The following is a 24971-nucleotide window of genomic DNA, read 5'->3' as shown; positions in this document are numbered from 1 at the left end:
CTTCATAGTCGTAGTATATAGGAGGTCAATATGGCGCATTTTATAGATAGGCGTTTAAACGGAAAAAATAAAAGTACGCTTAATCGCCAGCGCTTTATTAGGCGCTATAAAAAACAAATTAAAGAAGCGGTTTCAGATGCGATTAACAAACGCAGTGTTACCGACTCAAGCTCTGGTGAGAGTATTTCTATTCCACAGCGCGATATCAGCGAACCTACATTTCATCAAGGGCAAGGCGGGAATAGAGAACAAATTCACCCTGGTAACGATCAGTTTTCTACAGGTGATAAAATTGAGCGCCCTAAAGGCGGACAAGGCGGCGGTGCCGGTGAAGGTGACGCCAGCGATTCGGGCGAAGGACAAGATGAGTTTGTATTTTCAATATCAAAAGATGAATACCTTGATTTACTGTTTGAAGATTTAGAGCTCCCTAACTTACAAGAAAACCAGCTTGATAAGTTAGTACAAATGAAAACCCATCGCGCAGGATTTTGTAGCGACGGCATGCCAAGCAATATTGATATTGTCCGCTCATTACAAGGCTCGCTTGCACGCCGTGTGGCAATGAGTGCAGGTAAAAAACGCCGTTTAAAAGAGCTCGAAGAACAACTTGCTCTGCTGCTTGCTGGTCCACATAACGATAAAGCGGCAATTGCTTTATTACAAAAAGAAATTGCAGCATTAAAAGTGCAAATTAAGTCGGTTCCGTTTATTGATAACTACGATTTGCGTTTTCGTAACTACGAAAAGCGCCCTCACCCCACCAGCAAAGCGGTGATGTTTTGTATTATGGATGTGTCAGGCTCAATGGATCAGCCAACAAAAGACATGGCAAAGCGTTTTTATATTTTGCTCTATCAATTTTTAACACGCAGCTATAAAGATATAGAAGTTGTTTATATTCGCCACCACACACAAGCAAAAGAAGTAGACGAACAAGAGTTTTTTTATTCCCAAGAAACTGGCGGCACTATTGTTTCAAGTGCTCTTAAATTAATGAACGAAATAATAAAAGAGCGTTACCACGCAAACGAGTGGAATGTATACGCCGCACAAGCCTCTGATGGCGATAACTGGGCGGACGACACCCCGCAGTGTGGTGAAATTTTACGTAATAAGCTCTTAAGCGCAGTACGTTATTTTGCTTATATTGAAATAACCACTCGTGCTCATCAAAGCCTATGGCGCGAATATGAATCCATAACACACAGCCATAATAATTTCGCCATACAACATATTCAAAGCGTTGAAGATATTTACCCAATTTTTAGGGAGCTATTTAAAAAAGGTCGTCAACAGCAAAACTCTGCATAGCCTAAAGCGAGGTAGCATTATGAAAGACAAACGAATGAGTGATGGCCCAGATTGGACCTTTGATTTATTAGATGAGTATCAAGGTGAAATTGCTCGCGTTGCAGCTCACTACAGGTTAGACACCTACCCTAATCAAATTGAAGTGATAACCGCAGAGCAAATGATGGATGCTTATTCAAGCGTTGGTATGCCCATTGGCTACAGCCATTGGTCATACGGTAAAAAGTTTATTCAAACCGAGCAAAACTATAAACGCGGACAAATGGGCCTCGCTTACGAAATAGTGATAAATTCAGACCCTTGTATTGCGTACTTAATGGAAGAAAATACTCTACCTATGCAAGCGCTTGTAATGGCGCACGCATGTTACGGGCATAACTCATTTTTTAAAGGTAATTACTTATTTAAAACCTGGACCGATGCTGGCTCAATTATTGATTACTTGGTATTTGCTAAAAACTACATAAGCCGCTGTGAAGAGAAGCACGGTATTACACAAGTAGAAGCTCTACTCGACTCATGTCATGCATTAATGAATTACGGGGTCGATCGCTACAAACGTCCACAACAAATATCGCTATTTGAAGAGCAAAAACGCCAACAAGAGCGCGAAGACTACCTTCAATCGCAAGTAAACGAATTATGGCGGACTATTCCTGAGCAACAGCAAGAAACCAAAAAGAAAGTACGCCATTTTCCTTCTGAACCTCAAGAAAATATTTTGTATTTTATTGAAAAAAATGCCCCATTACTCGACTCTTGGCAACGTGAAGTTATACGTATTGTTCGTAAAATTTCGCAATACTTTTACCCACAAAAACAAACTCAAGTAATGAACGAAGGCTGGGCAACTTTTTGGCATTACACCATCCTTAATCACTTATATGATGAGGGAAAACTTACCGACTCTTTCATGTTAGAGTTTTTACAAAGCCACACCAACGTAGTTTATCAGCCACCTTATAACAGTAAGTATTATTCAGGCATTAACCCATATGCTTTAGGCTTTAATATGATGGTTGATATTCGCAGAATATGTGAGCACCCAACTGAAGAAGATAAACGCTGGTTTCCTGAATATGCAGGCAGTAATTGGCTAGATACACTGCATTTTGCAATGGAAAACTTTAAAGATGAGAGTTTTATTAGCCAGTTTTTATCGCCTAAGTTAATTCGTGATTTTAAATTATTTACTATTATTGATCATACTAATAATCCCCATTTAGAAATTGGCGCAATACATAACGACAATGGCTATAAAGCAGTGAGAGAAGCACTCTCAGCGCAGTACAACTTAAGTAATCATGAGCCCAACATTCAAGTATATGACGTTGATATTAGAGGTGACCGTTCACTAACCCTACGCTATGTACCCCATAACAATATTCCTTTAGCAAACTCGCACGAAGAAGTGCTTAAGCATCTTTACAGACTATGGGGCTTTAAGGTAAAACTAGAACAAGAGTCAAATTTTGATGAGGTCTCAATAATTGGTCAATGCCCAAAAGATGACTCTCGCCATACAACAGAGTGAAAATATTGAATAGTAACAAGCACATTTATGTTGTTACTTTTAGTGTTGAAGAAACAAGCAATTTGTTATTTGATTATCGCCAGAAAAAGCTAACGGGTCATAACTGCTCGTTTCGAAGTGTTTGACACAAATTAGTAGAAAAATAATGTCTTTACTTAAACTTATTTTACCACTTCAATATCATCGTAAGCTGTTACTTTATTACGACCATTATTTTTAGAATAATAGAGCGCCTTATCAGCAGCCTCAATCCAACGTTCATGATCTTTAAATTCATTACTAAAACAGGCAAAGCCAATACTTACAGTCATATTAATTTCAAGATCTTTATATGAAACAGGTTTTGATTCAATTAATTGCCTTAAACGCTCTGCAAATATAGACGCACCTTCTTTATCTGTATCAAGTAAAGTAATTACAAATTCCTCGCCCCCGTAACGTCCCGCCATATCGGTTTCACGTAGCGCTGAGCGTAATAACTTTGAAAGATGACGTAAAGCCTCATCTCCACAGCTATGACCGTATTCGTCATTTACTTTTTTAAAGTGATCAATATCAAAAATGAGTAAGGTACTGCAGCCTTCACTGCGTTTTGTACGTAAAAACTCCTGTCTTAGCGTACTCTCCCAATGACCTCTATTAGCCAATTGCGTTAAGCTGTCGGTTTGACTCACTTGTTCTAGCTTTTTATTTAAGTCTTCCAGCTCTTTTTTATTAACCGCAATATCGGTTACATCATAAAGAATAATGCAAATATGACTAACCTCACCCATGGTATTTGTAAGAGGAATAAAAGTAGCATTTTGATACATATAATCTGCTTTACCCGTAATTGGGCGATAATTTTTAAAGCGAAATATATAAGGTTGCTGTTCCCAAATAGTAAATGAACGATTTTTTAATACAAATACTGACTCAGACTTACTTCTAAACCATTTTTCGTCTATTGCAGGGAATAAATCAAATAAATCTTTATCTTTTACCGCACTTGGTAATAGTCCTGAATGGTTTTCCATAAAACCATTCCATACACATACCTTATAGTCCCTATCGAGTACCACAAGACCTACATCGACGGTATTAAACATATCCATTAACCAATGGATCTCAGTCATCTCTAAATCAGCAGCCATAACTCAATCTTCTAATAGGTAAGCAACTTTGTATTTCAAAGTTTTAAGTGAATCTTCAGTAAATAACAGCATAAGGTCACAATTTATATCGTGATTTTCTATGCCGTAGCTAATCTCAATAGCAAGCGTTCGCTGCCATCGAGGTTTATTCGCTCTTACTAATTCGGATACATCTCTATGTTGACCAAGTACTATGGGGTGACCTTGGCTAAACGACATATCAAGCTGCTTTGAAAGACCCGTTAAAATAGCCCCTATTAAAATGTTACTTATATCCATAAGTAATTCAAGCTCAACTTTATCGTTTAGCTCACCATCGTAATTCATTAAAGACGCAATTTCTTTAAAACTAGAATCATTTAATAATAATAATGCCTCACCCGATACACCACCACCAATAAAACCTTGGCAAACACCCGAAGTAGATGCATTACTATCAATAGAGCGCAGTGCCATATCAAGTTCACTCACCTCTAAAATATTTACATTCGGAATGGGGAGTTTTACAAATACATTAAGCAAGCGTGCGAGTAAGTCTCCTGCCTGCCCCATAGCCACGTTTGTAAGTTCTTGGTATATATCACGTACATCAGGGTCAACTTGCTCACCTAATGAATGAGAAAGGCGCTCACGCATAGCTTTATCTTTAATGCCATGGTGTTCAATTATGTTTGCTAGTTTTTCTGCCGAGCAAGGCTTTTGAATAAAATCGATTGCACCGAGTTCGAGCACTCGTTGGTGTGCACTCGGTTGTATATCACCAGAGACTACAACGGTAAGTATATTAAGTCCCTGCTCTTGCATAGCTATTAATACTTCATAACCATCCATTTCGGGCATATTTAAATCGAGGAAAAGGATCTCAGGTTGGATTGATTTTATTTGTCTAATACAGTCAACACCATCAAGCGCAAACTCAACTTTAATATCCCAATCGTCAGGCAAAGAGCGGGCTAACTGGCGCCTCGCTAATTTCGAATCATCACATATTAGTACTGATGTTGACATACTATCTCTCTATTTTTAAACCAGTTATAAATATCAAAGTTATATTGGTTTTATTTTATTTTTATTATTAAAGATATTGTTTATAACTATATGTTAATCAAAGTTTAACCCAGTTACAATTTTTAAATGACAGAACTAATAACTACTCCATTAGAACTACATAATCGCTTGGTTACTATGGCGCAGTATAATACACTGCCGCCTATTGCGTTAATTTAAAAGGAAATACCTTATGTTTCGTTCATTAGCTTTTGCCTTGAGTGTATTTTGCTCTGTGGCTGTAGCATCCGATATCCCTGAAAACACACTTGATGCAGGAAAAGTCTCAGCCCAAGGTAAACCTATAACTTTATTAGGTAAAGGTGTTTCTGTTGGTGATAGCGCGCCTAACTTTAAAGTTGTGAATGATGCGTTTACACCAGTTACACTTAATGACTATAAAGGACAAGCTATTTTAATTAGTGTTGTTCCAAGTTTAGATACTGGCATTTGCAGCTTGCAAACCAAGCATTTTAACGAAAAAGTGGCAAAACAGTTCCCCGCTGTGGCAATGTTAACAATCAGTGCTGATTTACCTTTCGCTCAAAAACGTTTTTGCAAAGCCGAAAATATCGACAAAGTAATTACTTTATCTGATTCTGTTTGGCGTGATTTTGGTCAAAACTATGGATTGATTATTAAAGATATGGGCTTACTAACGCGAGCTGTGCTTATTTTAGATGAAAGCCATAAAGTAGTTTATAAACAGTTAGTAGCTAGCCTTTCAACTGAACCAGAATACGATAGCATAATCGAGAAACTCAAAACGCTGTAATGCCGATCAAGTAATGCTAATTAAGTAGTGCTAATTAAGTAATGCTAAACAGCCTTAAAACAAAAAACCGCCAGTTGGCGGTTTTTTTAATGTGCTTTTGTAATTAACCTAAAAGCTCACCAAGTTGTGAACTAACAGCTTCAACAGCTTGTGTACCATCTAATTTATGGTATTGAGTGTTACCAGCCGCAGCTTCTGCTTGGTAATAATCAACTAATGGCATAGTTTGCTCGTGGTAAATACCTAAACGTTTACGTACTGTTTCTTCAGTATCGTCAGCGCGAACAATTAAGTCATCTCCAGTTTCGTTGTCTTTACCTTCCACTTTTGGCGGGTTATAAACAATGTGGTAAACACGACCAGAACCAGGATGAACACGACGTCCGCCCATACGCTCAACAATTACTTCATCCGCAACGTCAAATTCAATAACGTGATCAACCACTACGCCATTTTCTTTCATTGCATCGGCTTGAGGAATTGTGCGTGGGAAACCATCAAGTAAAAAACCTTTCTCACAATCCGCTTTAGTAATACGCTCTTTTACTAAACCAATAATAATATCATCAGAAATTAGTTGACCAGCATCCATTACTTTTTTTGCTTCCAAGCCTAGTGGCGTGCCTTCTTTAATTGCTGCACGTAACATATCGCCAGTAGAGATTTGTGGAATACCGTATTTGTCCATTAAAAACTGAGCTTGAGTACCTTTACCAGCACCCGGCGCGCCCAAAAGTATAATGCGCATATTATTGTCCCCTAGTATGGATAATTATTTTAAAGCCTGAATTCTTCCACAAGCGCCGCCGATACTCAAGCAACTTATACTAATTGATGAGTTGCAAGTGTATTTACAGTGCATTAAAAAAGGGAACACATGTTCCCTTTTATTTAAAGTATATAATTTATACTTTCTTGTCCAAATTCAGGACTAAGTTAAGTAGCTAACTATTTGCTTAGTTCAAGCATAAGCTTGTTTAAGCGGGTAACAAATCCTGTTGGATCTTTAAGTGTACCACGCTCTGCAAGTAATGCTTGGTCTAGTAAAACATGTGACCACTGTGAAAACTTATCTTCATCTTGTTCATCATTTAAGTGCTTAACAAGTTGATGCTCTGGGTTTAGCTCAAACACAGGTTTAGCTTCAGGGGCTGCTTGACCAACGGATTCCATTAGCTTTTGCATTTGTGAGCTCATGTCATTGTCGTCGCTTACAACACATGCTGGAGAGTCTGTTAAGCGATGCGTAAAGCGTACTTCTTTAACATCTTCACCTAGTGCTGTTTTAATACGCTCAACAAGGCCAGCCATTTCTTTTTCAGACTCTTCTTGTGCTTTTTTAGTTTCTTCGTCGTCAAGCTTACCTAAATCTAGATCACCACGTGTGATTGACTGTAGTTGCTTATCAGCAAATTCAGTTAAGTGGCTCATCATCCACTCGTCAACACGGTCACTTAATAGCAGTACTTCAATTCCTTTTTTGCGGAAAATCTCTAAATGCGGTGAGTTTTTCGCAGAAGTGAATGTATCAGCAACAACGTAGTAAATTTTGTCTTGGCCTTCGTTCATACGCTCAACATATTGCTCAAGCGACACATCTTGCGTTTCTGAATCAGTATGAGTAGAAGAAAAGCGTAATAACTTACAAACAGCTTCTTTGTTTGCTGCATCTTCAGCTGGGCCTTCTTTCATTACTTGACCAAACTCGTTCCAAAATACTTGGTAATCGTCAGCTTTGTTTTTAGCCATACGCTCAAGCATTTTAATAATGCGTGATGTACACCCTTTACGAATAGCTTGCGTTACTTTGTTATCTTGTAGAATTTCGCGAGATACGTTTAACGGTAAATCGTTTGAATCTAATAAACCTTTTACAAAGCGAAGGTAGCTTGGCATAAACTGCTCAGCATCATCCATTACAAACACACGTTGTACATAAAGTTTTAAACCACTTTGACGTTCACGGTTCCATAAATCGAAAGGTGCTTTTTTAGGGATGTATAAAAGGCTAGTGTATTCAGTTTTACCTTCAACCTTATTATGTGCCCAGCTAAGTGGATCTTCCCAATCGTGGCTTACGTGCTTGTAAAACTCTTTGTACTCTTCATCAGAAAGCTCTGACTTATCACGCGTCCACAATGCCGTTGCACGGTTAATACTTTCCCATTCACCTGGTACTGCTGGGATTTTTTCGCCGTCTTCGCCTTCAGACTCAGGTACTTCTGCTTTAAACATTTGTACTGGTGTAGAAATATGGTCTGAGTATTTAGTAACAATGCCACGTAAGCGGTAATCGTCAGAAAATTCTTTTTCTTCATCACGAAGATGTAGAATGATGTCGGTACCACGGCCTTCTTTTTCAATTTCTTGAAGCGTGTATTCACCTTCACCTTGAGATTCCCACTCGTAAGCCGTTGTTTCGCCTGCTTTACGTGTACGAACAGTCACTAAATCGGCAACAATAAATGCTGAGTAAAAACCAACACCGAATTGACCAATTAGCTGTGAATCTTTACTTTGATCACCCGTTAAATTTTTAAAAAAATCAGCAGTACCTGACTTTGCAATAGTACCTAATGAGCTAATTACTTCATCGCGCGTCATACCAATACCATTATCAGAAATAGTAATGGTATTTGCTTCTTTATCTGCGCTAATACGTACACGTAAATCGGCATCACCTTGGTAAAGGTCGCCTTGAGATAGCGCTAAAAAGCGTAACTTGTCTGCTGCGTCTGATGCATTTGACACAAGCTCGCGTAAAAATATTTCTTTATTAGAATAAAGAGAATGAATCATTAAGTTTAATAATTGTTTTACTTCTGTTTGAAAGCCTAATGTTTCTTTTTGTGCTGCAGTCATTTATATATCTCCAATTTGCAAAGTGTCTGCGTTATGCACTTAATATGGGGTGAGGTGTTAGAACTTCAAGGGAAAACAAATATTTTTTTGATAAGAAAAAGTAAAAAGAAGCTATTTAATTTATTGCTCACCCAGGTGTTTATTACAGGAGAATCATAATTTGACATAGGAAACAGCCCTTTCGTTATTCTTATAGCCTGCATCCGTGTAGGCTATAAAAGCAAATTACCTTAGGGTGTGTTGTTCTTTGTGAATTGGAATTTGTTCAATCAAGGGGCGATTTGATCACGGCGCGAGGTTTGTAATCTGGCGGGCTCGATAACTGCTCCAGCGTTATTCTATTGACTTACATCCATATAAGAATAAATAAAAATTGAGCAAAGCTTCCGCGTCCTGCTCACGCCGCTTACCTGCACCCTTTGGGTCCTAAAAGAACCCAAAGGGCTGTGCATGCATTGCCTTTATACCGCGTTATCGTCTATTTATGGGGAACAACCACACATCATAGGCTCTGCCTTGCTTAAATACCAAGCACACCGCTGTAAATTCAGCCACCAAAGATCAACACGCCCCAATCATTATTTCATTTTTATTTTATATTTTTTAAATTAGCTAAGCGCTTAGCGTATAAAGCAGCACCAACAACGGGGCTATGAAGTGGCTCATAAAGTTTATAGTTGCTCGAAAAACGCTTTAATGCATTAATAAAAGGAAACAGCACTAATGCCCCAGCATTAAACACACCGCCAGAATAAGATACCTTAACCTCTTCATCTTCAGCGAACGGTAATACTTTACGAACCCCTTCAACTATTTCAGCTAATTCGTTAGCCGCATCATCTAAAATGGCTATGGCGTATTTGTCGCCCTCTGAAGCAGCCTTACAAACTAAAGTAGAAATAGAAGCCACTTTACTTCTATCCCCATTCCAATCACAAAGCACTAATCCTGTAATATCTAGGTCACTTTCAATATGAAACGTCGTTTTTAATAAAAAGTATAGCGGCCCTTTGGCTAAGCGCCCATCACTCATTTTTGTAAATACTTGCAGTCCTTTACAGCCAATCCAATAAGCAGAGCCTTCATCACTAAAAAGCTCCCCCCAACCACCACAGCGAGCATTTTGGTTCTTACTCACGCCATAAGCGATTGAACCAGTCCCTGAAACAATGTTAATACCGTCAGCACCATTAAATGCAGCAGCCCAACCATTGACCATATCATTATCACAATGATACTTATCAGAGCGCATAAAGTGTGACGGCAAAGCATTAATTTCATCAATTAACTTACTGTCTTCGCCATATGCGGGTAACCCAAAAAAAGCAAAAGTAATATCATCTACTGAACCGTTCACTTGCTCAAGCAGTGCTTTAACACCCGACTCTAAAACCGATTGTGCGCCATCTAAGCCAACTTCAACATAGTAACAAGTTCCAGATTCATGGCTTGCTACTACATTATGTGCGTGATCAAGTAATGTAAACGCCGTTTTTGTTCCACCGCCATCAACACCTAAATAATACATATTGTTTCTCCTGTTCAATTATCTTTGCTTATAAAGCATAGATATTTACACCTTGCACAACACGGTTTATTGTTCCAGATGAGCTAGGGTTATCGGGTGTATTATTGATCGCTAAGGCATGCTCAAAACCATACATTTGCACGCAAACAATATAAGGGAAAAGCAAAAATATATCTTCTGCATTTTCCATTCCTGATAAAGACAAACATTCAAAACCAGTGTGTTCTTCACTTGCTTTAGCATCAACGACAATAATCTCACCTACTTCTGAGTCACCGGTTAGCTCAGTGAGTAAATCTAAATCATATTTACGCGTTAACGGGTGATTTGAAATAAATAATATAACGAGCGTTTTATCATTCACAATTGCTTTTGGTCCATGCCTGAATCCTAACGGAGAATCAAAGCTCGACACTGCTACACCGTCGGTAAGCTCAAGTAATTTTAATGCACCTTCTCGAGCAAGCCCTTTAAATATCCCACTTCCAAGATAAATAACGCGTTCGTACTTTTTATTTGCAACTGTTTTTATTATTTGGTCATAGCGCGTTATTAACGACTCTGTAGCGGCCATGCTTTTTTCAAATTGTAATTTGAAATTTTCTACCGGACAAAATACATACAATGCAGATAACATCATCGAGCTAAAGCTCGACGTCATTGCAAAGCTTATGTCGTTTGTTTCTGGAGGCATTAATAAAGCAAATTTATTAGTACCAGAGCAACGCTTATACAACTCGCCCTCTTCGTTACATGTAATTGCTAACTGGTAACACTCTTTAACTAATGAATCAGCATAGTCAACAGATGCAACACTTTCTGGGCTATTTCCTGAGCGAGCAAACGACACTAAAAGAGTCGGTATATCCGATTGAAAATAATCATGTGGATTTGATACTAAATCAGTTGTAGCTATCGCCTCTACTCGTTTACCTAACTTAGCACAAACCGCAGGGGCAATACTCTCGCCAACAAAAGCAGATGTGCCTGCGCCTGTAAAAATAATACGTAAATTAGGCTTTGCTAAAATAGGTTTCAAAAATGCATCAATACTAGGCTGAACTTGTATTAAATTAGACAGCACTTTATCCCAACACGCTGGCTGTTGTTGAATCTCTTTTGCCGTCCAATACGCGTCTTTCTCTTTTAATAAATCTTGAGAATAGTTTAAGTAAGTCATAGGTTAAGCGTCCTTTTTTTGAGCGTTAACAGCTGTATTACAAGCAACAGAATACTGCTCTAATACTTGAGAAATTTTATGAAAAATTAATTCACGTATATTCATTTTTAGTTTTCCATCTTTAATAGCTTGATGTTGCTCGGGCATAAACTGGCTAAGTAGCGTTAAAGGCGGTGGAGAAAGCTGAAGATTATTAATCAATAGATCTAATGCAAAATCAACTTTTGGCGTAGGCCAATAATAACGAACTCGGTCACTTAAGCTGTACTGGCAATCTAAGGCTTGTTGTTTTGCCTCTGTTGCATAATACTTTTTCCAATAGACTGGATTTTCATGCATTGCTTCTAAAATGACACTTTTTACATTTGAGAGTGATTCTAAGTCTATCCACTCTTTTTCAATAGCATCTAAAGCCCAAACGGCCTCGCGAAGCGCGAATGTTAACCACGGACCAACCTTTAATATGGCAAAATGCCCTTTTACTAATTCACTCAAATGCCCAACGGATTGATAATCAGTTGAATGTGCTTCAAACACCATATTTTTATTTGACTCAATAAATTGACTCAATACGACCGCTTTTTCTGGCTCAAAGGCAATTACTTTATGGTGATCAAACTCAACACCTGGCTGAACAACTAAACCAATAATACGCTCCCAAGCATCTTTTAAGCCCACTTTATTAAACGCGTCATAATGCACATTAATTGTTTCATTCGCCGCTTCAGGCGATGTAACTTCTAAGCAATCGAGCCCTTCTTGCGCTCCACCTGGAACCGGCACTTCTGTACCTATAACGTACACTGGTGGTTCACCGCCTACTTTCTGCCATGTTTTTTCAGCTACAGCGCACAACCGAGCCGCACGTTTAGCAACATCAGCATCCCCCAAGGGAACAGGATCATCTGAACAAGACATTGAACAATCTAAATGAATTTTTCTAAAACCAGCACTAACATAAGCATCTATAAGTACATCTGATTTAGCCATCGCTTCATCAGCGGATAAATCCTGCCAACAATTTGGGCCTAAATGATCTCCACCCAAAATAACTTTATTAAGAGGTAAACCTACTTTATTAGCTAAAACATGGATTAGATCATAAAAATCACTCGGTGTTTTCCCCGTATAACCACCGTCTTGATTCACTTGATTAGACGTTGCCTCAACTATCAGATGTTCACCCTTACTTAATGCATGCTTCATAGCAGCCTCAAGCACTAATGGGTGTGATGAACACACTGAATATAATCCATTTTGTTTACCCATTTTATGCTGTTGAATTAAATCTAGTAATACTTTCAATTGACCTCCTAATAAAGCAGTTAAAACTGAAATGTTTTTAAATAACTGAGCTGAGTATGAAACAAACATAGAAACAAGTAAACAACTTTTAGTTTCATTTAGCTTCACTTTGAATTTAAAAACACTAAAGTTAAATAAAAAGATGCATTTAGATTGCAAATCAATCTCAATTGTTAATATTACTTTAATTTAATTTCATTTTATTGTCACTTTTCGTTTGACAGTAGTTTCAATGTCCTCCAGTATGATTGTGCGGTTTAGTAGAATGATTTCTATATTTATTACAATAAAAAATCCAACAGGTGAATATTATGAACAACAGGATCAGCTTTAAAAAAACCTTATTGACGATTGCAATATTTGGCGCATGTCATCAACAAGTGCTAGCTCAAGAAACGCAAGAAAGTACAGACATTGAAGTAATTAGTATTACAGGTGTACGTGGCAGTCTTGCTAAGTCGTCAGATATAAAACAAGAGGCTAAATCTTTAGTTGATTCAATTGCCGCCGAAGAGTTGGGTCGGTTTCCTGATAATAATGTAGCGGATTCCCTTTCTCACATTTCGGGGATTACAGTTAGCCGAACACGTGGTGGTGAAGCTCAATATGTAAATATTCGAGGACTAGGACCAGAATTTAGTATTGTAACACTTAACAACAGAATTTTAGCAACCGACGATGGCGGTCGTAACTTTGCATTTGATGTACTCCCTTCTGAAATGATAAGTGGCGCGGATGTATGGAAATCAGTAGAAGCCAAAAATATAGAAGGCAGTATTGGTGGTGCTGTTAACCTTAAGTCAGCGCGTGCCTTTGATAACCCAGGCCAGCAAATGCTTTTTTCTGCTACCGCTGATTACAATGATTTATCAGAAGATACCGGTAAAAAATTAAATGCTATTTATAGTAATACGTTCGCTGATGATACCGTTGGCTTCATTTTTGGCTTATCACACTCAACAGGCACTCGACGCACCGATGAGATGTTTGATAATTTCTTCTTTGGTGTCGATGATGAAATATCATACGATGTAAACAATGATGGAAATATCACATCTGATGAAACCAACCTTGTTATGCCTGGTTCATACGCACTCGGTGTTTATGCGACTGACTTTAAACGCACCGGTGTTACGTCTTCGATTGAATGGAAAGTATCCGATCGTTTTGAACTTGTTGCCGATGTAATGCTTACCAAACTAGAATCTGATGCAACTGGATACTCGCAGTCTTTTTATATGGCAGACGAAAGCGCTGCACAAAATCGATTATCTAATATTGTTCTCGATGGTAATGTTGTAACAGCAATGGATATTGCAGATGTATCGATGGAATTAATCACATTGGATGAACACAGAACTGTTGATACCAAAATGTTTGGCTTAAGTGGTACTTTTAATGCGACCGATGACTTGACTATTAAAGGTGATATTTACCAATCAAGTTCTGAGCGTGACTCCGGCGGTAAAAACACTTACGTTGTTGCAGGTGCGCCTGGTGCGCATACTGGTCATTACGAATCTAATTCTGGCGGTTTACCTGATTACATTGCAAACTGGACACAAGGTAGAACATCTGACGACTTTGGGAATGACGATTTTTCACCGCACTGGGCTGCTCGTGATGGCAGCGACATTAAAGACACCGTTACCGGTGTTTCATTAGATGCGGAGCTACTTCTCGATTATAAATACATGCCAAAAGTACAGTTTGGTGCTGCGTTTACATCAAGAGATAAAACAAATACCGCTTACGATAACTATGAACTAGGCGCCTGTAATTATTGTGGCTATCCGTTCACTTTTGGCGAAGTGGGCGCTGATGTTACCAGAGAATTCCCTTATGATGATTTTTTTGCTGGTGATTCTGCAAATATCCCCCGCTCTTTTCCGATTTTTAGTATCCCTGATTATGCGGCCGGTTTAGCGGCATCAGATGGTCAAACAATTACAGACTATTTAGGGAATGAAAGAACATTTGGCGAGAATGAGTCTGATTTATGGTCACCTATTTTTAACCCTGTAAATTCTTATGATATTACAGAAGATACGACCGCAATTTATGTTCAAGCCGATTTAGCCGGCGAAGAATGGTTTGCCAATGTTGGTTTACGTTGGATTGAAACCGAAGTGTCGTCTAAATATTCTTATAACTCTATTCAGTCTATACAAATCGTTAACCCCGACGCAGCGAATCCATCTTGGGATGTTACCTATTCAGACAGTGCCGGCCAAGAAGCACAAGGAAGCTATAGCAAATTGCTCCCAGCAATAAATGCGGGCCTTTACCTTAGCGAAGATCTTTTGTTACGTGGCGCATTAGCACAGTCATTATCGCGACCAACTTTAGATCAATTGGCTCCACTTACGACCGATAACGCACAGTCGGGGTTATTCACTATGGCGATTAGTGGCAACCCAAGTATTGAGCCGGTATTTTCAGATCAAGCCGATCTTTCTCTAGAATGGTATTTTGAAGAAGGTGGAATGTTAGCCGGTGCTATATTTTGGAAAGACTTAGACGGTTTTATTACAATAAATACCACTCAAGTAGAAATTGCATCCGAAACATTCCAAGTAACTCAGCCTATTAACGGCGATTCAGCAGAAGTTTTAGGTGCTGAACTAAGTGTACAGAAATTCTTCGAAAGTGGCTTTGGATTTACCGCAAGCTATGCCTATACAGACACTAGTACAACAATCGATGGGGTAGATGCGGGTCCGTTAACAGGCGTTGCTGATAACTCATACTCTGTTTCATTCATTTATGAAGATGATAAATTCAGCACCCAAATAGCACTCGATTATACCGATGACTACGTAACTGACTCATTTAGCCCTCTTGGTGATGATTATCAAACATCTATGGATGAGCAATATATTGTTTCCGCGTCATTGCAATATAACATTGATGAAAACTTTCAAGTCTTTGTTGAAGCACAAAATTTGCTTGATGAATCAAACCAAACATTTCAAGGTCGAGATGATATGCCCGGTTCTATTCAATTATATGGAAGAACACTTAGCTTAGGCGTACGTGCATCTTTTTAAGTTTTAGTGCTAAAAACGAATGCCTATATAAAATATATAGGCATTCGATAACAACGTTTACATATAACTTCACATCATATAAATACGATAAAAAGATATCACCAATATAATAAGAGATATATAAAATGCAAAAACCTTGGTTACTTTTCGCGGTCGCTGTTACCGTTATGTGGGGATTATGGGGTGCATTGACCGCAATGCTCGCAAGCAGTACTCCTTCAACAATTATTTATTCTATTTGGGCTGTGACGATGGTCATACCTTGTGTTATTGCGCTTAAATTAGTCGGCTGGAAATTAGCAACTGATAAATACTCAATTTTACTGGGGTGTACAATTGGGTTTCTTGGCTCTGGTGGTCAAATGCTGTTGTTCCATGCTGTAGATACCGGCCCTGCTTACCTTATTTTCCCCATTGTTTCATTGTCGCCACTCATCACTATCGTTTTGTCTTTTTTATTACTCAAAGAACGTACTGGCAAGCTAGGCACTATTGGTATTTGTTTAGCGCTAATAACACTGCCATTATTTGAATACTCACAAGGCGATGAATCAAGTACACACAATTTAGTATGGTTCTTACTCGCTATTTCAGTGATGGCTGCATGGGGGCTACAAGCTTTTTTTATGAAGTTCTCTAATAACCACATGAACGCCGAAAGCATCTTTTTTTACATGACAATTACAGCGCTTCTATTAATTCCTGTTGCTTACTTTATGACTGATACACAATCATTAAAAGACTTTGATTTTAGTACAATCCCATCAATTGCAGGTATTCAAATCCTAAATTCTATTGGTGCTTTATGCCTGGTTTATGCATTTCGTTATGGTAAAGCAATGGTAGTGTCGCCTTTAACAAACGCAGGTGCCCCTTTAATCTCTTCAATATTAAGTATTCTTTTTATTGGAATTATCCCGAATGAATTTAAGATTTTAGGCATCATACTCGCCATTATCGCAGCAATATTATTGGCTATAGAACCTGAAGATAACAAATCAAGTAACTAATTTTTGAGAGGCTATTATGAAAAAACACATTGGCGCTATTTCTATTTTCGCATTTTCTCTAACCGGTTGCTCAGGCGTAAGTGATAAAGCTAACAACGCACACTACACAATGAGCGATTACTACTCAGTAAATAAAATTGACGCTCATGTACATGCCAATAACACGTCTGCGGCTTTTATTGAGCAAGCGCAAAAAGACAACATAAAGTTACTATCAATAAACGTCGACTACCCCGACTTTCCTAGTATTGATAAACAAGCGAGTATTGCGCAGTTACTTTCGAAAAAATACCCGCTTAATTTTTATTTCGTTACCACGTTTTCAATGCAAGGTGCAGACACACCCCAATGGAAAAACAATGTAATTAAACGCATTGATTTGGCAATAAATAAAGGCGCTAAAGCAGTAAAAGTATGGAAAAACATAGGGATGGATTTTAAAAACCAAAAGCAAAATTTGGTAATGATTGACGATCCTCTTTTCGATCCTATTTTTAACCATTTAACCAATAAAAACATTCCATTGATTGGTCATCAAGGCGAGCCTAAAAATTGCTGGTTACCTGTGAGTAAAATGACGGTAAATAATGATAAACAATATTTTGCAGCTCATCCGCAATACCATATGTATTTACACCCTGAAATGCCAAGCTATGAGCAACAAATGCAAGTTCGTAACAATATGCTTAATAAGCACCCTAATATGCATTTTATGGGAGCACACTTAGCAAGTTTAGAGTGGAGCGTTGATGAAATAGCCTTATTTTTAGATACCTACCCAAATGCAGTTGTCGATTTGGCAGCAAGAATGGGGCAAATTCAGTATCAATCAAAACTCGATAAACAGAAAGTACGTGAATTTTTTATTAAATATCAAACTCGTATTTTATATGCGACTGATTTAACTCACGCTCCTGACGCTACTGATATGCAGCTTAAAAAAGAAGCTCATAAAAAATGGACTGAAGACTGGCTGTATCTAAATACAGATAAGTCATTAAGTGTGCCTGAAGTGGATGGCGATATCGTGGGTTTGGCATTACCAAAAAGCGTTGTTGATAATTTGTATGCTAACAACGCCGTTCGTTTTTTCAATATAAGTGCAAACTAATCGTTAGCTTTGCACTTTCAACATATATTATTTTAAAGGTTAAATAATGAAAAAAAATTACACCTCTAACTTACTCATTTGCGCCATTAGCACTTTTTCACTTGTAAGCTGCTCTAAACAAGCAATTAACTCAACTATCAACAATGATATAGTTTACACCGTAAAAACAGATGCTCTTTCTTTAGAATTTAATAATTTACTGCATAGTCATATTGTCGGGAATGTAAACGGAAACCAAATAGCGTTAGGCGACATTAAGCCTAGTGAATATGTGGTGACACTTGATAAAAACGTGATTAGCGACTTTAACTTTATTGAAAAAAAAGTGCAGCCAATAGAAAACGAATTAGGCTACGGCACCCAAGTAGAGCTAAGCGGTATATCATCACAAGGACTGCTTAAAAAAACTGTTGTGAGTGTATATAAACGCTACCCGACTATGGCATTTTTTAATGTGAGTTACACGAATACAACTGACGCTAATATTAAAATTGTTAAATGGGTTAATAACGACTACACACTTTCAGACAATAAAACGGTTCAAACCGAGCAGCCCGCCTACTGGTCTTATCAGGGCGCTTCTTATGAAGATCGAAGAGATTGGATAACCCCAATCACACCTGGTTATAGCCAGAAAAATTACATGGGTATGAACTCATCAGATTACGGCGGCGGCACTGCAATAGTCGATTTATGGCGAAAAGATATAGGTATTGCCGTCGGTCATACCGAAACATCGCCTAAATTAGTTTCATTACCACTTAATTATACAAAAACAGATAACGGTGCAACAATTCACGTTGAGCTTGAGAAAGGAAATGAACTCAAAAAAGGTGAAACACTTAATACCATTCAAACCTTTGTTAACGTCCATAATAACGATTATTACGCCACACTTAAAAGCTACCGCAAAGTAATGGCTGATAAAGGGTTAAAAATGGCTGATGTACCCGACTCAGCATACGAGCCAATTTGGTGTGCGTGGGGTTACGACCGTAACTTTGACGTAAATGAAGTACTTGGTACATTAGAAACCGCTAAAAAAATGGGTTTAGAATGGGCTGTTCTCGATGATGGCTGGCAGACAGCTGAAGGTGATTGGTACTTAGACCGTAAAAAGTTCCCTAATGGCGATGAAGATATGAAAGCCTTTGTATCTAAAATAAACGAAGCAGGGCTAAAAGCAAAATTATGGTGGGCTCCTTTAGCGGTAGATCCTGGCACCGACTTATTACACGAACACACCGACATGTTATTACTTGATGAAAATGGAGCTGTTCAAGACGTAACATGGTGGAATAGTTTTTACCTTTGCCCTGCCTACAAAGACACAATTGAGCACAGTAAAGCACTTGTTCGCAAAATGCTGGGGGAATGGGGATATGAAGGGCTTAAGATTGACGGACAACACCTCAACGGCGTTGCGCCTTGTTATAACCCTGCACACAATCATGCATACCCAGAAGAGTCTGTAGAAAAGTTAGCCGAGTATTGGGAAGAAATATTTAAAACAGCAAAAGAAGTAAAACCCGATGCGGTGATTGAAATTTGTCCTTGCGGCACATCTTACGCTTTCCATAACTTGCCTTTTATGAATCAAACTGTTAGCTCAGATCCGTTATCGTCTTGGCAAATACGCCACAAGGGAAAAACGCTAAAAGGTTTAATGGGCGAATCATCACCTTATTATGGAGATCATGTTGAGCTTAGTGATAATGCCAATGACTTTGCTTCATCAGTTGGCATTGGAGGCATTGTTGGTACAAAATTTACCATGCCTAACTCAACGGGTATTGCCGCTGAATTTGCCTTAGATAAAGAAACAGAACAAACATGGAAAAAATGGATTGATATATACAAAGAAAAAATGCTGCCTAAAGGTATCTATTTAGGGGAGTTATACGATATTGGTTTTGACCTCCCAGAAACCCATGCAATACAAAAAGGCGCTAATATGTATTACGCATTTTATGCCGATAGCTGGGATGGCGAAGTGGAACTAAGAGGGTTAGAACAAGGCGAGTATCAAATAAAAGACTATGTGAATAATAAAATTTTAGGCACAACCTCAGGTACTAACGCTAAGTTAAATACTCAATTTAAAGGTTACTTATTATTAGAGTTGACGCCAACAAAGGCGATTAATTAATGAAGTCAATTATCTATTTATTGTTGTATATAGGGTGCTCTTTTTGTATAGCTCAGCCGTTAGCGGTAAAAGATACTGCACCAGCATTTTCTTTACCGTTATTAAACGATGAACACACGATCACCCTATCCGATTATAAAGGCAAAGTAGTGTATGTTGATTTTTGGGCGTCATGGTGCGTACCATGTCGCCGCTCATTTCCTTTTTTAAATGCGCTGCGAGAAGAGTATACAGACAAAGGCTTTGAGGTAATTGCAATAAACTTAGAGCAAGAGTCTGAGGCTGCTAATGCGTTTTTAACTCAACACCCTGTTTCATACCCTGTTGTAGCTGGCTATAACAGTACAGTGGGCACTGATTACGAAATTATAGCTATGCCAACAGCCTATCTAATAGGCAAGGATGGGAACATAAGGGTTAAACATATGGGGTTTAATACTGCACAAAAAGATTATCTTGAGGCCGTTGTCGACAAGCTCGTTTCAGAGTTTTAAACGAAGGGTTTAAACTAGTAATTGTTAAATAAAACGATACTCTTTATGACTTCTTTTTGATACCAAGCCACTCACATCTCGAGTGGCTTTTACATTAAATAAGTTTCTCCCTCTTACTGATACACTTGAAAAGATAGGTAGGCGAATCATCACGCTATACTTTAATTTATAGCGCATATTATTTTTCTAATTATTTATAAAACCGAAAGGCTTTATTGGTAAAATGTTTCATTTCATATATAATCAGGCTTCATTATTTAAGTTTGAAACTTTTTATAAAAGGGAAATTATGCGCGACACTAGCCAAAGACGTGAGCAAATTAGTCGAATGTTAAAGGAAATAGGCAGCGTACAAGTTCCTCACCTCGCCGTAAAGTATGACGTATCAACTGTTACAATAAGAAAAGACCTGCGTTTTTTAGAACAGCAAGGTATTGCAACTCGTTCATACGGGGGGGCAATGCTGAAAGAAACAAATGTAATTGAAACCGAACTCGCCATAGACCGAAAGCAAACACTCCATGCTGAAGAAAAACTCAGTATTGGTAAAGCCGCAGCCCAATTAATTAACTCTGGTGATTCAATCATTTTAGATTCGGGATCGACCACCATTCAAATTGCGGCGCACTTAAAAGATAAAGAAGATTTGACTATTATTACTAATGGTTTAAATGTAGTGAATAAGCTGTCGGTGTATGACGAAATAGACGTTATGTTACTTGGCGGTACATTAAGACGTAAAAACATGTCTTTTTTTGGCAGCTCAGCTGAAAAGTGCTTAGAAGATTTACATGTTGATAAACTATTTTTAGGCGTTGATGGTTTTCATATGGAACGCGGTATTACCACATACTTTGAAGCTGAAGCAGTGTTGAATAGAGTGATGTGTAAAATCGCGTCTGAAATAATAATTGTTACTGATTCATCTAAGTTCGAACATGTTTGCCTACATAAAATTCTTGAACCGGCAGCAGTCACCACCGTGGTTACCGACAGCAATATACCAAACAATTATTTAGAGGGGCTTAAACGCCTTGGTATTAATGTAATAATCGTTTAACGATTATTACATTAGATAATTAAAACGGACAAGGACATTGACCATGAATGCGTTTTTCGCTGGTTGGATGTTCAAAATGTAAGTCGCTCGCATGCAGCTGCAAGCGCTCTGCCATGTGTTCGCTTTGCGCGCTTTTATACAAATCACAGCCTAAAATAGGATGACCTATAAACTGGCTGTGTATTCTTAATTGATGAGTGCGCCCAGTCACGGGTGTAAATTGTACTAGGGTTCTGTATGGTTGTTTGAATCTCTCAAGCACTTTGTATTCAGTCACTGCAGCTTTACCCGTAGTTTGGCAAATTTTAACACGCGGAAAAAGCAGCTTGTCTTTCGCTATTGGTGCAGTAATTTGCCCCTCATCAACAGCCAAGCTTCCCTCTAGCATCGCTACATAACGCTTATGAATTATGCGTGCCTGAAATTGTTTATTAAGGTGCTTTGACGCTGCACCGTTTAGCCCAACAATCATAATGCCAGACGTACCCAAATCCAATCGGTGCGGTAACTTCGCTTCAGGAAAAGCGGCTGTTAATCCCTTTTGACCATGCACTAAACGATAATGTACTGAGTCCCAGTTAAGCGGGTTTTTGCCCGATAAACTCAATAGCCCACTGGGTTTATTAATAAGCAAAATATCATCATCTTGATATAATATGTCAATAAACCCATCGCATTTAGGCGCTACAAAGTCGTCAATAATAATATGATCTATCAAGTTAGACTCAGGTGTTGTGTTAATCATTAAGTTAATCAATACCTTTAGAATGAAGCGCTTTTAAAGCCAAAACTTGCTCGCGCAAATCATCAGCAGTTACTTTGTCAGCGGCAATAGCTTCACCTACGGTAACAGACACTAAAGACCATTTTAATCGGGGTAATTGCCACTTAGCTTTTCGACTAAACATGCTCCCCCATAACCCACCTAAATGCACCGGAATAACTTGTACGGGTGAGCGCTTAATAATACGTTCTATTCCACGGCGAAAAATATCCACTGAGCCATCACTCGTTAGCTTCCCTTCTGGGAAGATACCAACGAGCTCGCCTTTATCAAGCGCGGATGCAACTTCGTCAAAGGCTTTTTTAAACGCTTTAGGGTTGGTTTTTTCACTGTCAATTGGAATAGCTTTAGCCATTTTAAATAACCAATGCAGTGCTGGTGAATAATAAATAGGGGCAAATACCATAAATCGGATTGGTCTTGGTGATGTTGCTAAAATAAACATCCAATCGACAAAACTGACATGATTACACACAACAACAGCAGCGCCTTCATCCGGAATATTACTCTCCCCTTTTGTGCGCACTCTGTACATACAAATAGCCAAAATATAAATAACAAAACGTAAAAAGAACTCAGGGACTTTTGTATAGATATAAATAGAGATAAGTAGATTTAAACCAGCAAGTAACAACAGAAGTTCTGAAATACTCCACTTTAAAATAGACAACGTAACAATGCTTAAAATAGCACTGCCCACCATAAACAACGCATTTAAGACATTGTTAGCGGCTATAACTCGTGAGCGACTAGATTCCTCTGTGCGCTGTTGAATAAGCGCATACAGCGGTACAGTATAAAAACCAGAGCCAATACCAATGCCTGCCATCCATACAAAATGCCACAATATATCGCCTGTTTTTAGCACTTGTTCAAGAGTTAACAATTCATTACTTTGATTTGTATATGCACTAATAGCGGGCTCTTGGCTCAGTAAGTATAAAAACAAGGTAATTAAAATAGCACCAAAAGGCACAATACCTAACTCTATACGTGAACGAGATAGTTTTTCACACAATAAGGAACCAATTGCAATACTAAGCGAAAACACAACAAGCGCGCTGGTTACAACCAGTTCATTGCCTCCCATCACATGTTTCACATAGCTTGGTAAAGTAGTTAAAATTATTGCACCAATCAACCAAAACCAACTAATACCAAGAACAGATTTACCTACCGACTCGGTTTGCGAATTAAGTGCTTTAAACACACTTTTTGTGGATGAAAAAATATTATAAGTAAATGTTAAATTAGGGTCGTTCGCTTCACTAATTGGAATATATCGGCTACTCGCATAACCTATAACAGCTAACACTAGCACTGCAATACTTATAAAAATGGGACCCGTTGATTGCGTTATATAATAAGTACCAAAAATAGTCCCGATTAGTATCGCAACAAATGTACCTGATTCAACTAAACCATTCGCTTTTGTCAGTTCATTTGGCGCTACGTGTTGGGGTAAAATAGAGTATTTTAATGGACCAAAAAATGTACTTTGCAATCCCATTAAAAATACAGTGGCTAACATCAACCAAACATATTGAGTTAAAATAGACACAACACCAATTGCCATAATTGGTATTTCACACAGTTTTACAATTCTAATCAGTTTTGATTTTTCGGTTTTTTCTGCAAGTTGACCTGCCATTCCCGAAAATAAAAAGAAAGGAAGAATAAATAAGCCTGCTGCTAAATTAGAATAAAAAGCACCATCAGCAACATTCGCGGCTTGAAATATTAATAAAATAAGTACTGATTGCTTGTAAATATTATCGTTTATTGCCGAAAAAAACTGCGTAATAAAAAGCGGAAAAAAACGCTTACTAGTAAGCAAAGATCCCTGATATTGTTGTTTATTATCTTGCATTGCATTCCTTACCAATTAGATACATAACGTAGAATACACAGTTCATAAATAAATTACGAATAACAAAACAATACCTGCGTTTAAAAACAAAAAAGCCCATACAATTTAAATTGTGTGGGCTTTTAAAATTATTATCAAATAGCTCTTTTAAATTAGCTTTCGGTAACCGCTCTTCTACCACTAAAGGCATGCATGAGAGTAGTGCCATCAACTAAATCAAGTTCGCCACCAACAGGTATTCCGTGGGCGATACGCGAAGCGCCTACTTTGTATTTATGGCAAAGTTGAGCAATATAATGTGCAGTGGTTTCACCTTCAACCGTCGGGTTGGTTGCTAAAATCACTTCGTTTATACCGCCTTGTGATAATTTTTTATCAAGTACATCAAGACCAATTTCTTTAGGACCTATACCATCAATCGGCGATAAATGCCCCATTAATACAAAGTATAAACCTAAGTATTGACCCGTTTGCTCAATCGCAAGTACGTCACTTGGCGATTCAACAACACACAATATACCGCTGTCTTGGCGTTTTGTACTTAAACAAATATCACATTGCGCTTGTTCGCAAAAAGTACGACAAGACTGACAATGACCAACAGCTGTCATTGCTTTGGTAAGTGCATTACCCAACTGAGTGCCGCCTTTACGGTCGCGCTCTAATAAATGAAAGGCAATACGTTGCGCCGATTTAGGACCAATACCAGGCTGGCAACGAAGCGCCTCTATAAGCTGGGTTAGGCTATCTGAAAGTTGCATTATT

General features: G+C 38.3%; 19 protein-coding genes. 9 read left to right on the top strand and 10 right to left on the bottom strand.

Translation table 11 applies throughout. The features are described 5' to 3' along the window. Positions 1-30: 30 nt before the first annotated feature. On the top strand, positions 31-1314 hold the full coding sequence (locus tag GQR56_RS09560) for a YeaH/YhbH family protein (RefSeq protein WP_007375849.1): 1284 nt from the start codon (positions 31-33) through the stop codon (positions 1312-1314). 19 nt (positions 1315-1333) lie between these two features. Further along, complete coding sequence (locus GQR56_RS09555; protein WP_166110751.1) at positions 1334-2848, top strand: SpoVR family protein; 1515 nt, start codon at positions 1334-1336, stop codon at positions 2846-2848. 161 nt (positions 2849-3009) lie between these two features. On the opposite strand, the gene GQR56_RS09550 is transcribed toward GQR56_RS09555, so the two are convergent. Both GQR56_RS09550 and GQR56_RS09545 read right to left on the bottom strand, forming a co-directional pair. Then, positions 3010-3981 carry a diguanylate cyclase gene (locus GQR56_RS09550; protein ID WP_166110748.1) on the bottom strand — a complete coding sequence of 324 codons (972 nt, stop codon included), beginning with the start codon at positions 3979-3981 and terminating at the stop codon, positions 3010-3012. Between the two features lie 3 nt (positions 3982-3984). Beyond that, entirely contained in the window at positions 3985-4989 is a 1005-nt protein-coding gene (locus GQR56_RS09545; RefSeq protein ID WP_024611621.1) for a response regulator, read from the bottom strand. 232 nt (positions 4990-5221) lie between these two features. On the opposite strand from GQR56_RS09545, the gene tpx reads away from it, so the two are divergent. Then, positions 5222-5803, top strand: a complete 582-nt coding sequence (gene tpx, locus GQR56_RS09540; protein ID WP_024611622.1) for a thiol peroxidase — start codon at positions 5222-5224, stop codon at positions 5801-5803. 103 nt (positions 5804-5906) lie between these two features. Here the strand turns inward: tpx and adk are convergent, their stop codons facing one another. The 5 genes from adk to GQR56_RS09515 all read right to left on the bottom strand — a co-directional run bounded on the left by adk (position 5907) and on the right by GQR56_RS09515 (position 12678). Further along, complete coding sequence (gene adk, locus GQR56_RS09535) at positions 5907-6551, bottom strand: adenylate kinase (protein ID WP_007584076.1); 645 nt, start codon at positions 6549-6551, stop codon at positions 5907-5909. Between the two features lie 200 nt (positions 6552-6751). Continuing rightward, a complete protein-coding gene (gene htpG, locus GQR56_RS09530; protein ID WP_166110745.1) occupies positions 6752-8665 on the bottom strand; it encodes a molecular chaperone HtpG in 1914 nt (637 codons plus the stop codon). 589 nt (positions 8666-9254) lie between these two features. After that, complete coding sequence (locus tag GQR56_RS09525) at positions 9255-10193, bottom strand: BadF/BadG/BcrA/BcrD ATPase family protein (RefSeq protein ID WP_166110742.1); 939 nt, start codon at positions 10191-10193, stop codon at positions 9255-9257. Between the two features lie 28 nt (positions 10194-10221). Continuing rightward, entirely contained in the window at positions 10222-11373 is a 1152-nt protein-coding gene (locus tag GQR56_RS09520) for an SIS domain-containing protein (RefSeq protein ID WP_166110739.1), read from the bottom strand. Between the two features lie 3 nt (positions 11374-11376). Beyond that, positions 11377-12678: a D-tagatose-bisphosphate aldolase, class II, non-catalytic subunit gene (locus GQR56_RS09515; protein WP_166110736.1), complete on the bottom strand. Its 1302-nt coding sequence runs from the start codon at positions 12676-12678 to the stop codon at positions 11377-11379. A gap of 311 nt (positions 12679-12989) precedes the next feature. Here GQR56_RS09515 and GQR56_RS09510 point away from each other — a divergent pair, with 311 nt between their 5' ends. From GQR56_RS09510 to agaR, 6 genes are all read left to right on the top strand, one after another. Beyond that, positions 12990-15728: a TonB-dependent receptor gene (locus tag GQR56_RS09510; RefSeq protein ID WP_166110733.1), complete on the top strand. Its 2739-nt coding sequence runs from the start codon at positions 12990-12992 to the stop codon at positions 15726-15728. A 125-nt stretch (positions 15729-15853) separates the two neighbouring features. Next, on the top strand, positions 15854-16738 hold the full coding sequence (locus tag GQR56_RS09505) for a DMT family transporter (RefSeq protein ID WP_166110730.1): 885 nt from the start codon (positions 15854-15856) through the stop codon (positions 16736-16738). Between the two features lie 16 nt (positions 16739-16754). Next, the gene (locus GQR56_RS09500) at positions 16755-17849 is read left to right on the top strand and encodes an amidohydrolase family protein (protein WP_166110727.1); all 1095 of its coding nucleotides are present in this window, start codon (positions 16755-16757) and stop codon (positions 17847-17849) included. 46 nt (positions 17850-17895) lie between these two features. Beyond that, positions 17896-19998 (top strand): glycoside hydrolase family 36 protein, encoded by a 2103-nt coding sequence (locus tag GQR56_RS09495; RefSeq protein WP_166110724.1) that lies wholly within the window; start codon positions 17896-17898, stop codon positions 19996-19998. Then, a complete protein-coding gene (locus GQR56_RS09490) occupies positions 19998-20492 on the top strand; it encodes a TlpA disulfide reductase family protein (RefSeq protein WP_166110721.1) in 495 nt (164 codons plus the stop codon). The genes GQR56_RS09495 and GQR56_RS09490 overlap by 1 nt, the downstream gene beginning before the upstream one ends. Positions 20493-20781: 289 nt before the next feature. Next, complete coding sequence (gene agaR, locus GQR56_RS09485) at positions 20782-21552, top strand: transcriptional repressor AgaR (RefSeq protein WP_166110718.1); 771 nt, start codon at positions 20782-20784, stop codon at positions 21550-21552. A 19-nt stretch (positions 21553-21571) separates the two neighbouring features. Here agaR and GQR56_RS09480 read toward each other — a convergent pair whose 3' ends face one another. The 3 genes from GQR56_RS09480 to recR all read right to left on the bottom strand — a co-directional run bounded on the left by GQR56_RS09480 (position 21572) and on the right by recR (position 24967). Continuing rightward, positions 21572-22297 carry an RluA family pseudouridine synthase gene (locus tag GQR56_RS09480; RefSeq protein ID WP_166110715.1) on the bottom strand — a complete coding sequence of 242 codons (726 nt, stop codon included), beginning with the start codon at positions 22295-22297 and terminating at the stop codon, positions 21572-21574. 4 nt (positions 22298-22301) lie between these two features. Further along, positions 22302-24206: an MFS transporter gene (locus GQR56_RS09475; protein ID WP_166110712.1), complete on the bottom strand. Its 1905-nt coding sequence runs from the start codon at positions 24204-24206 to the stop codon at positions 22302-22304. Positions 24207-24358: 152 nt separating this feature from the next. Then, positions 24359-24967: a recombination mediator RecR gene (gene recR, locus GQR56_RS09470; RefSeq protein ID WP_024611626.1), complete on the bottom strand. Its 609-nt coding sequence runs from the start codon at positions 24965-24967 to the stop codon at positions 24359-24361. Between the last annotated feature and the right edge of the window lie 4 nt (positions 24968-24971).

The sequence above is a fragment of the Pseudoalteromonas sp. Z9A5 genome (genome assembly GCF_011378875.1).
GTDB lineage: Bacteria > Pseudomonadota > Gammaproteobacteria > Enterobacterales > Alteromonadaceae > Pseudoalteromonas.
The sequence above is the reverse complement of the archived record's forward strand: the minus strand, read 5'-3'. Positions and strand labels throughout refer to the sequence as shown.

Excerpts from the sequence above, each read along its gene's own strand:
- GQR56_RS09560 (WP_007375849.1), top strand. The coding sequence starts at position 31 with ATGGCGCATTTTATAGATAGGCGTTTAAACGGAAAAAATAAAAGTACG.
- GQR56_RS09555 (WP_166110751.1), top strand. The coding sequence starts at position 1,334 with ATGAAAGACAAACGAATGAGTGATGGCCCAGATTGGACCTTTGATTTA.
- GQR56_RS09550 (WP_166110748.1), bottom strand. The coding sequence starts at position 3,981 with ATGGCTGCTGATTTAGAGATGACTGAGATCCATTGGTTAATGGATATG.
- GQR56_RS09545 (WP_024611621.1), bottom strand. The coding sequence starts at position 4,989 with ATGTCAACATCAGTACTAATATGTGATGATTCGAAATTAGCGAGGCGC.
- tpx (WP_024611622.1), top strand. The coding sequence starts at position 5,222 with ATGTTTCGTTCATTAGCTTTTGCCTTGAGTGTATTTTGCTCTGTGGCT.
- adk (WP_007584076.1), bottom strand. The coding sequence starts at position 6,551 with ATGCGCATTATACTTTTGGGCGCGCCGGGTGCTGGTAAAGGTACTCAA.
- htpG (WP_166110745.1), bottom strand. The coding sequence starts at position 8,665 with ATGACTGCAGCACAAAAAGAAACATTAGGCTTTCAAACAGAAGTAAAA.
- GQR56_RS09525 (WP_166110742.1), bottom strand. The coding sequence starts at position 10,193 with ATGTATTATTTAGGTGTTGATGGCGGTGGAACAAAAACGGCGTTTACA.
- GQR56_RS09520 (WP_166110739.1), bottom strand. The coding sequence starts at position 11,373 with ATGACTTACTTAAACTATTCTCAAGATTTATTAAAAGAGAAAGACGCG.
- GQR56_RS09510 (WP_166110733.1), top strand. The coding sequence starts at position 12,990 with ATGAACAACAGGATCAGCTTTAAAAAAACCTTATTGACGATTGCAATA.
- GQR56_RS09505 (WP_166110730.1), top strand. The coding sequence starts at position 15,854 with ATGCAAAAACCTTGGTTACTTTTCGCGGTCGCTGTTACCGTTATGTGG.
- GQR56_RS09500 (WP_166110727.1), top strand. The coding sequence starts at position 16,755 with ATGAAAAAACACATTGGCGCTATTTCTATTTTCGCATTTTCTCTAACC.
- GQR56_RS09495 (WP_166110724.1), top strand. The coding sequence starts at position 17,896 with ATGAAAAAAAATTACACCTCTAACTTACTCATTTGCGCCATTAGCACT.
- GQR56_RS09490 (WP_166110721.1), top strand. The coding sequence starts at position 19,998 with ATGAAGTCAATTATCTATTTATTGTTGTATATAGGGTGCTCTTTTTGT.
- agaR (WP_166110718.1), top strand. The coding sequence starts at position 20,782 with ATGCGCGACACTAGCCAAAGACGTGAGCAAATTAGTCGAATGTTAAAG.
- GQR56_RS09480 (WP_166110715.1), bottom strand. The coding sequence starts at position 22,297 with ATGATTAACACAACACCTGAGTCTAACTTGATAGATCATATTATTATT.
- GQR56_RS09475 (WP_166110712.1), bottom strand. The coding sequence starts at position 24,206 with ATGCAAGATAATAAACAACAATATCAGGGATCTTTGCTTACTAGTAAG.
- recR (WP_024611626.1), bottom strand. The coding sequence starts at position 24,967 with ATGCAACTTTCAGATAGCCTAACCCAGCTTATAGAGGCGCTTCGTTGC.